This is a genomic window from Brevundimonas diminuta 3F5N, from assembly GCF_900163625.1.
Lineage (GTDB): Bacteria > Pseudomonadota > Alphaproteobacteria > Caulobacterales > Caulobacteraceae > Brevundimonas > Brevundimonas diminuta_A.
Map to the genome: position 1 here is coordinate 122586 of NZ_FUIE01000015.1, position 10204 is coordinate 132789.

Genomic DNA, 10204 nt, shown 5'->3' on the forward strand with positions numbered 1-10204 from the left:
GCCTGCGGTTCGTGTCCAAGATTTTCGCTTCTCCCCGCGCCGCGCTCGAGGGCCTGTTGTTCGACGGCATGACCATCATGTCCGGCGGCTTCGGGCTCTCGGGCAACCCCGAGAGCCTGATCCCCGAGATCCGAGCTTCCGGGGTCGGCGGGCTGACCGTCATCTCCAACAATGCGGGCGCCGACGGCTTCGGCCTGTGGGTGCTGCTGGAGAGCCGTCAGGTGAAGAAGATGATCTCCAGCTATGTCGGCGAGAACAAGCTGTTCGAGCAGCAGTATCTGTCCGGCGAGCTGGAGCTTGAACTGAACCCGCAGGGCACCCTGGCCGAACGTATCCGGGCGGGGGGCGCAGGCATCCCCGCCTTCTATACCCGCACCGGCGTCGGCACCGTCGTCGCCGAGGGCAAGCCCGTCGAGACCTTCGAGGGCGAAGACTATGTGCGCGAGACCTGGCTGCGCGCCGACCTGTCGATCATCAAGGCCTGGCGGGCCGATCCGGCCGGGAATCTGATGTTCCGCAAGACTGCGCGCAACTTCAATCCGAACATGGCGACGGCCGGAAAGACCACCGTGGTCGAGGTCGAGGAGATCGTCCCCGAAGGCGCCCTCGATCCCGACGCCATCCACACGCCGGGCATCTATGTCGACCGCATCGTCCTCAGCACCATCAATGAAAAGCGCATCGAGAAGCTGACGACCCGTCCGCGCGAGGAGGCCTCGGCATGAGCTGGACCCGTGACGAGATGGCGGCCCGCGCCGGACAGGAACTGCGCGACGGCTACTATGTGAATCTGGGCATCGGCATACCGACACTGGTCGCCAACCATGTGCCCCAGGGCGTCCGCGTCACGCTGCAGAGCGAGAACGGCCTGCTCGGCATCGGTCCTTTTCCCTATGAGGGCGAAGCGGACCCCGACCTGATCAACGCCGGCAAGCAGACGGTGACCGTCCTGCCGACCTCCAGCTTCTTCTCATCGGCGGACAGCTTCGCCATGATCCGCGGCGGCCATATCGACATGGCCGTGCTGGGGGCGATGGAGGTCGCCGCCAACGGCGATCTGGCCAACTGGACCATCCCCGGCAAGATGGTGAAGGGCATGGGCGGCGCCATGGATCTGGTCGCCGGGGTCAAGCGCATCGTCGTCGTGATGGATCACGTCGCCAAGGACGGATCGCCCAAGATTCTGGAGCAATGCGCCCTGCCGCTGACGGGCCAGAAGGTCGTGGATCTGATCATCACGGACCTGGGCGTCATCGCCGTGGACCGGAAACAGGGCGGGCTGACGCTGATCGAGACGGCGCCCGGCGTCACGGTCGAGGAGATCACGGCCAAGACCGGCGCGCCGCTGGCCATCGCGGCGGCGACGGCATGACCGCCCTCAAGCAAGCCTTCATCTGCGACGCCATCCGCACGCCTGTCGGGCGGCTGAACGGCGGGCTGTCGGCGGTGCGCGCCGACGATCTGGCGGCGATCCCGCTGCGGGCGCTGGCCGAGCGCAACGCCGCGCTGGACTGGAGCGCCGTCGAGGATGTCATCCTGGGCTGCGCCAATCAGTCGGGCGAGGACAACCGCAACGTCGCGCGCATGGCCGTGCTGCTGGCGGGCCTGCCCGAGACCGTACCGGGATCGACGATCAACCGCCTGTGCGGCTCGGGCCTCAACGCCGTGGGGCTGGCCGCGCAAGCCATCCGCGCGGGCGAGGCCGAGCTGATGATCGCCGGCGGCGCCGAGAGCATGACCCGCGCCCCCTATGTCATGGGCAAGGCCGCGACCGCCTTCGACCGCGCCCAGATGATCGAAGACACAACGATGGGCTGGCGCTTCATCAACCCGGCCCTGCGCGCCGCCTATGGCGTGGACACCATGCCTCAGACGGCCGAGAACGTCGCCGAGCAGTGGGCGATCACCCGCGAGGCGCAGGACGCCTTCGCCCTGGACAGCCAGACCAAGGCCGCCGCCGCCCTGGCCTCGGGCCGGTTCGACGCCGAGATCGTTCCCGTCTCCGTGCCCCAGCGGCGCGGCGATCCCGTCGTCTTCGCCGTGGACGAACATCCGCGCGCCACCTCCCTCGACGCCCTCGCCAAGCTGAAGCCGGTCGTGCGGCCGGACGGCACGGTGACGGCGGGCAACGCCTCGGGCCTCAATGACGGCGCAGCGGCGATGATCGTCGCCTCCGAGGCCGCCGCCCGCGCCCACGGCCTGACGCCGCGCGCCCGCGTCGTCGCCATGGCGGCCTCGGGCGTGGCGCCGCGCATCATGGGCGTCGGCCCGGTCGAGACGGCGCGCAAGCTGTTCGCCCGCACCGGCCTGAGCATGGCCGACATGGACGTCATCGAACTGAACGAGGCCTTCGCCGCTCAGGCGCTGGCCGTGCTTCAGGAACTGAAGGTCGATCCGCGCGATCCGCGCCTGAACCCCAACGGCGGCGCCATCGCTCTGGGCCATCCGCTGGGGATGTCGGGCGCCCGCATCGTCATGACGGCGGTGGAGCAGCTTCACCGCACCGGCGGCCGCTATGCCCTGTGCACCATGTGCATCGGCGTCGGTCAGGGCATCGGCATGATCGTGGAGCGGGCATGAGCGGACAGGTGCAACACATCACCACCGGCGACGGCTGCCGTCTGGCCTATAGGTTCGACGGACCTGAAGACGCGCCGGTGCTGCTGCTGTCCAACTCTCTGGGCACCCGCATGGAGATGTGGGACGCCCAGATGGCCGCCTTCTCCGCGCAATACCGGGTGCTGCGCTATGACAGCCGGGGGCACGGGGCGTCAGACGCGCCGGCGGGCGCCTATGGCCTCGACCGGCTGGGCCGCGACGTGGTGGAGCTGCTGGACACGCTGGCGCTTGAGCGCGTCGCCTTCTGCGGTTTGTCGCTGGGCGGCATGGTCGGCCAATGGATGGGGGTGCGCGCGCCCGAACGGCTGGAGCGGCTGGTGCTGGCCAACACCTCGGCCTTCATGGGACCGCCCTCGGCGTGGGATGCGCGCATCGCCAGCGCACTGTCGCAAGGGATGGCGCCGCTGGCGGCAGCCTCGGTCGCCCGCTGGTTCACGCCGGACTTCGCCGCCCGCGCGCCCGATCCGGTCGCCGTCATTGAGGCCGGACTGCTGGCGACCTCGCCGCAGGGTTACGCCGGGTGCTGCGCCGCCATTCGCGACATGGACCTACGGCGACTGGGCGGACTGATTACAGCGCCGACGCTGGTCATCTCGGGCGACACCGATCCGGCCACCCCGCCCGACCACGCCGCAGCCCTGGTCAAGGCCATTCCCGAGGCCCAGCTGAAGGTGCTGAACGGCGCCCACCTGTCGAACGTCGAACAGCCCGACGCCTTCGCCGGCGCAGTGCTCAGCTTCCTCGCGGCCTGATCTGGCTGCGGGTGCGTTCGCGCACCAGGGCGCAGAAGCCGCCCAGCACCGAGGATCGGTTGTCGCGCAGATAGGCCAGGCTCAACTGCGTCTCCCGCTCCTGTCCCAACAGGGGCCGGTAGGCGACGCCGTGCAACTGGGCCTCCGAGGTCGATTCTGGCACGAGCGACACCCCCGCCCCTACCGACACCAGCGACAGGGCGGTCTGAATCTCCAGCGTCTCCTGAGCGATCTCAGGGGTGAAGCCCTCGGACCGGCACAGGTCCAGCACATGGTCGGCGAAGCTGGGCCGGGGCTGGCGCGGGTAGAGGATGAAGGACCGCACCGCCAGATCGGCCAGGGCGATATGGCTCTGTTCAGCCAGGACGTCGGTGTCCGGCAGGGCCACGATCAACGGCTCGCGCTGGACCACCTCGCTGACGATGTCGGGATCCTGAATGCCGGGACGTGCGAACGCCACGTCGATCGAACGGTCCCGCAGCGCCACCCTCAGCTCGGCCGTGTTCATGGCGTGCAGCACCAATTCGACCTCGGGATACTGTTCGCGATAGGCATTGAAGACGCCCGGCAGGATCGAAAAGGTCGCCGAGCCGACGAAGCCCACCTGGATCACCCCGACCAGTCCTTCGGCCGCGCGGCGCGCCACCCGCACGGCGTCGGCCACCCGCGCCTGAATGTCGCGGGCGCGCGGCAACAGGGCCTCGCCCGCCGGGGTCAGCTGGATGACGCTGCGGCTGCGGTCGAACAGCAGGGCGCCGATGGCGTTTTCCAGGCTGGCGATCTGACGGCTAAGCGCGGGCTGGGCGATGTAAAGCCGTTCCGCCGCCCGGCCGAAGTGCAGTTCTTCGGCCACGGCAAGAAAATAGCGCAGGCGCCGCACATCGACGCCCGAAAGGACAGCGCGCGGCAGAGGTTCCGGCTTCGGCGAGCGTTTCATTCCAACATCAGAGCCTGACGCCCGCCCGCAAGGCAATAACCAAAAGGCATCAGACTCTGCCCTTTTTGTATTGGCCCATTATCAGACCCTCCGACAGTCTTCGTTTCAGGGAACGGAACAACGAACCGCGAAAAGCGGTCCAACCCAGGAAACGAACATGACAGCGGCGCCCAGCCCGATCACGCGACCCAGCCCGTTTTCGAGCGGTCGCCCCAAGCTCCAGACCGTCGTCCGCAACCTGACGGACAACGGCATCGTGGAGTTCGACTTCATCTACGGCGACCCCGACCTGAGCGTCGAACTGGTCCTGCCGGTCATCGCCTTCCGGGAGTTCTGCCTGGAGAACGGCTGTCTGGTGACCGCCGCCGATCCCGCCGCCAGCCACGTCGTGCTGCGCCTCGTCAAGGACGGCCCCGCCGTCGCCCCTGAGCCTGTTGGAGCGTCACAATGAATATCGACCTCAAAGCTGAGGCGATCACGCCGCGGCGTCATACCTTCTCGCACATTGCGCGGCGCTTCGGCGTCGACAAGCCCGCCTCGCGCTATGACGAGGCCACCTATGACGTCCAGCCGACGGCCAATTTCCACTATCGGCCGACCTATTCGCCCGAGTTCGAGCTGTACGACCCGCGCCGCACGCGCATCGTGATGAACGACTGGTACGTCTTCCGCGACCCGCGCCAGTTCTACTACGCCTCCTACAACATCAGCCGCGCGGCCATGCAGCAGTCGTTCGACGACGCCGTGAACTTCGTCGAGAAGCGCGATCTGGCCGCCGGCGTCGACCCGGCCTGGCGCGACATGTTCGCCGCCTATCTGCTGCCGCTGCGCCATGTCGAATGGGCGGCGAACATGAACTGCCAGCTGATGGCCGACTGGGGCTATGGCACCCAGATCACCTCGGCGGCGGCCTTCTGCGGCGCCGACCGCCTAGGCATCGCCCAGGTCATTTCACGCATCGGCCTGCTGCTGGGTCAGGGCACGGAGAGCGCCCTGGCCGACGCCAAGACGCAATGGCTGGAGGCCGATGTCTGGCAGCCCCTGCGCCGTCTGGCCGAGGACCAGATGGTCGTGCACGACTGGTTCGAGCTGTATGTCGCCCAGCTGATCGTGCTGGACGGCTACATCTATCCGCTGGTCAGCGGCGCCTTCGACCGCGCCGGCGCCGCGCATAACGGCTCGGCCTTCTCGATGATGACCGGCTTCCTCGGCGACTGGTTCGCCGACAACAGCCGCTGGACCGACGCCGTGGTCAAGGCGGCGGCCGCTGAATCGGACGCCAACCGCATCGTGCTGGGCGAGTGGTTCGAGCGCTGGTCCGCCCGCGCCGAAGAGGCCGTCCGCCCGATCGCCGCCATGGTGCTGGGCGCCGAAGGCGACGCCGCCGTCGATGCCGTCGGGGCGCGTCTGCGCGAGCGGATGGTCGGCCTGAACGCCCTGGAAGCCCGGGAGATGGCGGCATGATCAAGCCCGTTTCCATCAGCATTCAGAACACCCAGGACGGTTTCGCCATCATCGAAGCCATCCTGGCCGACAACCCCGAGGCCAAGAGCAACCCCTTCCCGGCCATGACCAAGATCGACTGCCCCGGTCGGCTGGAAATCCGCGCCGAGAGCGTTTCCGAACGCCTGGGCCGCGACTGGGATCCTCAGGAAATCCACCTCAGCGTCATCTCCCTGTCCGGTTCGGTGGACGAGGACGACGGCTCTCTGATCATCTTCTGGAGATAGGCATGACCCCGCGCAAAATGAGCCTGAAGCAGAAATACGGCGCCTATACGCGAGGTCTGGACTGGAAACCGACCTATCAGCGCGCCGACGACATCTTCCCCTTCGCCAAATACGAAGGGATCAAGATCCACGACTGGGACGCCTGGGAAGATCCCTTCAAGCTGACCATGGACGCCTATTGGAAATTCCAGGCGGAGAAGGAGCGCAAGCTCTACGCCGTCATCGACTCCATGGCCCAGAACAACGGCCAGCTGGGCATCACCGACGCCCGGTATCTGAACGCGGTCAAGCTGTTCATCCAGGGCGTGACCCCGCTGGAGTATCAGGCGCACCGCCACTTCGCCCACCTGGCGCGGCACCTGCCGGGCGCGGGCCTGCGCGTGGCGGCGCAGATGCAGTCGATCGACGAACTGCGTCACTGCCAGACGCAGATCCACACCATCAGCCACTACAACAAGTATTTCGACGGCATCCACGACTTCACCCACATGCATGACCGCCTGTGGTATCTGTCGGTGCCCAAATCCTTCTTCGACGATGCGACCAGCGCCGGACCGTTCGAGTTCCTGACCTCGATCAGCTTCGCCTTCGAATACGTCCTGACCAATCTGCTGTTCGTGCCCTTCATGTCGGGCGCGGCCTACAACGGCGACATGGCGACGGTGACGTTCGGCTTCTCTGCCCAGTCGGACGAGAGCCGCCACATGACGCTGGGCCTTGAGGCCGTCCGCTTCCTGCTGGAACAGGACGAGGCCAATGTGCCGATCGTTCAGGGCTGGATCGACAAGTGGTTCTGGCGTGGATACCGCCTGCTGTCGCTGGTCGGCATGATGATGGACTACATGCTGCCCAAGAAGGTCATGTCCTGGAGCGAAGCCTGGGAGACCTATTATGAGCAGGCGGGCGGCGCCCTGTTCGCCGACCTGGCCCGCTATGGCATCCGCGAGCCGAAATACGCCGACGTCGCCAAGGCCGAGAAAGGCCACATGACGCACCAGGCGTGGGGCATCTTCTACAACTACACCCACGCCGCCGCCATGCACACCTGGGACATCGACGAAGCCCACATGGCCTGGCTGCGCGAGAAGTATCCCGACACCTTCGCCCAGCACTATGAGCCGCGTTATCGCAAGTGGCGCGAACAGGCTGACGAAGGAAAACGCTTCTACAACAACGGCCTGCCGCAGCTGTGTCAGGTCTGCCAGATCCCCATGGCCTTCACCGAGGTCGGCGATCCGGGGACCATCAGCTTCCGCGTCTCGGAACACGGCGGCGACAAGTTCCACACCTGTTCGGACGGCTGCAAGGACATCTTCGACCACGAACCGGCGAAGTACGCCCAGGCCTGGCTGCCGGTGCACCAGATCTTCCAGGGCAACTGCGGCGGGGCGACCCTGCCCGAGGTGCTGGACTGGTACCACATCAACCAGGGGGCCGATAACATGGACTACGCCGGGTCCCCCGAAGAAGAGCAGTGGAACCGCTGGATGGAGGGGCGCCGCCCCGCCTTCCCGGTCGCGGCGGAATAGGAGGACAGCACGATGGCCACCGCAAGCCTTCACCCCGGTTACACCGGCCCCGTTCGCGACCGCGTCGAGAACTTCAACGGCGCCCAGCTGGTCTATGTCCACTGGGAGGAGCATCTGAACTTCTGCTCGGCGATCACCCTGCCCCTGCCACCGCAGACGCCCTTCGCCGCCCTGACCGGCGAGATCCTGCCGTCGCTCTATGCGGTGGATCCGGAATGGACCGACGTCGACCTGTCCAAGGCCCGCTGGATGCTGGACGGCGCCGACTGGGCGCCCGATCCGGCCCGGTCGTTGGCCGATCAGGGCGTCGGCCACAAGTCGCTGATCCGCTTCTGGACCGGCCCCTCCGCCACGGCCTGAGGATACGCCTATGCCGACCCTGACCATCGAACCGATCGGCGAGACCATCGAGGTCGCGCCCGGTCAGACCCTGCTGGACGCCTGCCTTCGGGCGGGCGTCTGGCTACCCCACGCCTGCGGCCACGGCCTGTGCGGCACCTGCAAGGTCGAGGTGCTGGAAGGCGAAGTCGATCACGGCGGCGCCTCCCCCTTCGCCCTGATGGATTTCGAGCGGGACGACGGCAAGACCCTGGCCTGCAGCGCCATGCTGCTGAGCGACACGGTCATCGAGGCCGACATCGATGAGGACGAAGACGCCCGACGCATCGCCGTCAGGGACTATGTCGGCCGGGTCGAACGCCGCGAACTGATCACGCCGGACATTCTGGGCCTCTGGCTGCGGCTGGACGGCGAAGGACTGGACTTTCAGGCGGGGCAATACGTCAACCTGCAACTGCCGGGCATCGAAGGCACGCGCGCCTTCTCCATCGCCAGCAGCCCGACCGAGCCGAACCTGATCGAACTGCACGTCCGCCGCGTTCCCGGCGGCGCCGGAACCGCCTGGCTGCACGATGAGCTCAAGGCCGACGACAGTCTGAACTTCACCGGCCCGCTGGGGCGCTTCTACGTCCGTCGCTCGGCCGAAAAGCCGCTGATCTTCCTGGCGGGCGGCTCGGGCCTGTCCAGCCCCAAGGGTATGATCCTGGACCTGCTGGAACAGGGCTACTCCGAGCAGATTACCTTACTGCACGGCGGGCGGCGGCCCTGCGACCTGCACTTCGGCGACCTGTTCCGTCAGCTGGAAGCCGAACACGACAACTTCCGCTATGTCCCCGCCGTCTCCCAGCCCGAGGCCGACGACGTCTGGGACGGCGAGACCGGCTATGTCCACGAAGCCGCCGAACGCCTGTTCGAGGGACGGTTCAGCGGCTGTCAGGCCTATCTGTGCGGGCCGCCGCCGATGATCGAGGCGGGCGTCACCGCCCTGATGAAGGGACGCCTGTTCGAACGGGACATCTTCATGGAGCGGTTCCTGACGGCAGGCGACGCCGAAGCCACGGCGCGCTCGCCCCTGTTCCGCAAGATCTGACGTCGAACGCTGCGCCTGAGGGGGGTGCGGCTCAACAAAAAACGGGCGGGTATCCGACCGGCGCAACCGCGCCGGACGGCCGCCTGCACCCGAAAATCAAGGGAGGGAAACGACAATGAAGACACTGAAGCTCACCACCGCCACGATGGCCGCCAGAGTTGCTGCAACTCTGGCCATCGGCATGGCGGGCGTCGCCCATGCGGGCGAAACGCGCGGCACGGCCTATGCCGACGGGGCGGAATCCATCGGGGTGGCGCAACTGCCGCCGCCGGGGACCTATCTGCTGACCTACACCAACTACTATACCGCCGACCGCCTGAACGACGGCAACGGCGACAGTCTGGTCCCCGACTTCTCGCTCAACGCCTTCGCCAACATCGCCCGCGTGGTCCACGTCAGCGACAAGACCTTCCTGGGCGCCACGGTCGCCGCCCACGCCCTGATCCCCGTCGTCAATCTGGACGTCAAGGCAGGCGGTCAGAGCCAGAGCAATTTCGGCCTCGGCGACATCATCGTCAGCCCCCTGGTGCTGGGCTGGAAGAAGGGCGACTGGAACCTGGTCGCCACGGTCGACACCTTCATCCCCACCGGCGACTACAAGGCGGGCGATCTGGCCAACATCGGGCGCAACTACTGGACGTTCGAGCCGGTCTTCGCCGCCACCTACGCCCAGCCGGGCGGCGGATGGGAGGCCTCGGCCAAGGTGATGTACGACTTCAACACCACCAATGACGACACCGACTACAAGTCGGGCCAGAGCCTGCACACCGATGCGGCCGTGGCCTACACCACCGGCAAGCTGACACTGGGTCTGACCGGCTACTATTACCGCCAGACGACGGACGACAAGATCGCCGGCGCCCGCGTCGGCCCCGACGGCGTGCGCGGCGAGGCCTTCGCGCTCGGCCCCCTGGTCCGCTACGTCGTCGGCAACGTCCCCGTCACCGCCCAGTGGCAGCACGAGTTTCACGCGGAGAACCGCCCGCAGGGCGACAAGTTCTGGATCAAGGCGGCGTTCCGCTTCTGATCGACGTGTTTTGGCGGCGCCCTGGGCGGCCGAGTTCGGCCCCAGGGCGCCGCCTGCGTTTCATTCTAGGCGTAGGTCCAGACAGCAGAAAGCCCCGCGGCGTAGGCCATCGGGGCTTTGTAAGCTTGGGTGCGGGAGTAGGATTTGAACCTACGACCTTCAGGTTATGAGCCTGACGAGC

12 protein-coding genes are annotated in these 10204 nt (G+C 67.0%); 11 read left to right on the top strand and 1 reads right to left on the bottom strand.

Going from position 1 to position 10204, the window contains the following annotated elements; all coding sequences use genetic code 11:
• Window positions 1-11 precede the first annotated feature (11 nt).
• From FM111_RS02585 to pcaD, 4 genes are read left to right on the top strand one after another with little or no spacing between them, the layout of a single operon-like run.
• Window positions 12-725 carry a CoA transferase subunit A gene (locus FM111_RS02585; protein ID WP_087139168.1) on the top strand — a complete coding sequence of 238 codons (714 nt, stop codon included), beginning with the start codon at window positions 12-14 and terminating at the stop codon, window positions 723-725.
• Window positions 722-1372, top strand: a complete 651-nt coding sequence (locus FM111_RS02590) for a 3-oxoacid CoA-transferase subunit B (RefSeq protein WP_087139169.1) — start codon at window positions 722-724, stop codon at window positions 1370-1372. The genes FM111_RS02585 and FM111_RS02590 overlap by 4 nt, the downstream gene beginning before the upstream one ends.
• Window positions 1369-2580 carry a 3-oxoadipyl-CoA thiolase gene (gene pcaF, locus FM111_RS02595; protein ID WP_087139170.1) on the top strand — a complete coding sequence of 404 codons (1212 nt, stop codon included), beginning with the start codon at window positions 1369-1371 and terminating at the stop codon, window positions 2578-2580. The genes FM111_RS02590 and pcaF overlap by 4 nt, the downstream gene beginning before the upstream one ends.
• Window positions 2577-3371, top strand: a complete 795-nt coding sequence (gene pcaD, locus FM111_RS02600) for a 3-oxoadipate enol-lactonase (RefSeq protein WP_087139171.1) — start codon at window positions 2577-2579, stop codon at window positions 3369-3371. The genes pcaF and pcaD overlap by 4 nt, the downstream gene beginning before the upstream one ends.
• On the opposite strand, the gene FM111_RS02605 is transcribed toward pcaD, so the two are convergent.
• Window positions 3352-4308: a LysR family transcriptional regulator gene (locus tag FM111_RS02605; RefSeq protein WP_087139172.1), complete on the bottom strand. Its 957-nt coding sequence runs from the start codon at window positions 4306-4308 to the stop codon at window positions 3352-3354. The genes pcaD and FM111_RS02605 overlap by 20 nt on opposite strands.
• 157 nt (window positions 4309-4465) lie before the next feature.
• Here FM111_RS02605 and FM111_RS02610 point away from each other — a divergent pair, with 157 nt between their 5' ends.
• From FM111_RS02610 to FM111_RS02640, 7 genes are all read left to right on the top strand, one after another.
• Window positions 4466-4759 (top strand): phenol hydroxylase subunit, encoded by a 294-nt coding sequence (locus tag FM111_RS02610; protein ID WP_087139173.1) that lies wholly within the window; start codon window positions 4466-4468, stop codon window positions 4757-4759.
• On the top strand, window positions 4756-5772 hold the full coding sequence (locus FM111_RS02615; protein WP_087139174.1) for a phenol hydroxylase: 1017 nt from the start codon (window positions 4756-4758) through the stop codon (window positions 5770-5772). The genes FM111_RS02610 and FM111_RS02615 overlap by 4 nt, the downstream gene beginning before the upstream one ends.
• Window positions 5769-6038, top strand: coding sequence for an MmoB/DmpM family protein (locus tag FM111_RS02620; protein ID WP_087139175.1), 270 nt, complete (start codon window positions 5769-5771; stop codon window positions 6036-6038). Before FM111_RS02615 ends, FM111_RS02620 begins: the two co-directional genes overlap by 4 nt.
• Before the next feature lie 2 nt (window positions 6039-6040).
• Window positions 6041-7567, top strand: coding sequence for an aromatic/alkene/methane monooxygenase hydroxylase/oxygenase subunit alpha (locus FM111_RS02625; RefSeq protein ID WP_087139176.1), 1527 nt, complete (start codon window positions 6041-6043; stop codon window positions 7565-7567).
• Between the two features lie 12 nt (window positions 7568-7579).
• Window positions 7580-7927 (top strand): phenol hydroxylase subunit P4, encoded by a 348-nt coding sequence (locus FM111_RS02630; RefSeq protein ID WP_087139177.1) that lies wholly within the window; start codon window positions 7580-7582, stop codon window positions 7925-7927.
• Window positions 7928-7937: 10 nt separating this feature from the next.
• A complete protein-coding gene (locus FM111_RS02635) occupies window positions 7938-8996 on the top strand; it encodes an NADH:ubiquinone reductase (Na(+)-transporting) subunit F (protein ID WP_087139178.1) in 1059 nt (352 codons plus the stop codon).
• A 115-nt stretch (window positions 8997-9111) separates the two neighbouring features.
• Window positions 9112-10023, top strand: coding sequence for a SphA family protein (locus FM111_RS02640; RefSeq protein ID WP_087139179.1), 912 nt, complete (start codon window positions 9112-9114; stop codon window positions 10021-10023).
• Window positions 10024-10204: the final 181 nt, after the last annotated feature.

Bases quoted from the DNA above. Each gene is read 5' to 3' on its own strand.
- FM111_RS02620 (WP_087139175.1), top strand. From the start codon at position 5,769: ATGATCAAGCCCGTTTCCATCAGCATTCAGAACACCCAGGACGGTTTC.
- FM111_RS02640 (WP_087139179.1), top strand. From the start codon at position 9,112: ATGAAGACACTGAAGCTCACCACCGCCACGATGGCCGCCAGAGTTGCT.
- FM111_RS02605 (WP_087139172.1), bottom strand. From the start codon at position 4,308: ATGAAACGCTCGCCGAAGCCGGAACCTCTGCCGCGCGCTGTCCTTTCG.
- FM111_RS02635 (WP_087139178.1), top strand. From the start codon at position 7,938: ATGCCGACCCTGACCATCGAACCGATCGGCGAGACCATCGAGGTCGCG.
- pcaF (WP_087139170.1), top strand. From the start codon at position 1,369: ATGACCGCCCTCAAGCAAGCCTTCATCTGCGACGCCATCCGCACGCCT.
- FM111_RS02610 (WP_087139173.1), top strand. From the start codon at position 4,466: ATGACAGCGGCGCCCAGCCCGATCACGCGACCCAGCCCGTTTTCGAGC.
- FM111_RS02630 (WP_087139177.1), top strand. From the start codon at position 7,580: ATGGCCACCGCAAGCCTTCACCCCGGTTACACCGGCCCCGTTCGCGAC.
- FM111_RS02615 (WP_087139174.1), top strand. From the start codon at position 4,756: ATGAATATCGACCTCAAAGCTGAGGCGATCACGCCGCGGCGTCATACC.
- FM111_RS02625 (WP_087139176.1), top strand. From the start codon at position 6,041: ATGACCCCGCGCAAAATGAGCCTGAAGCAGAAATACGGCGCCTATACG.
- FM111_RS02590 (WP_087139169.1), top strand. From the start codon at position 722: ATGAGCTGGACCCGTGACGAGATGGCGGCCCGCGCCGGACAGGAACTG.
- pcaD (WP_087139171.1), top strand. From the start codon at position 2,577: ATGAGCGGACAGGTGCAACACATCACCACCGGCGACGGCTGCCGTCTG.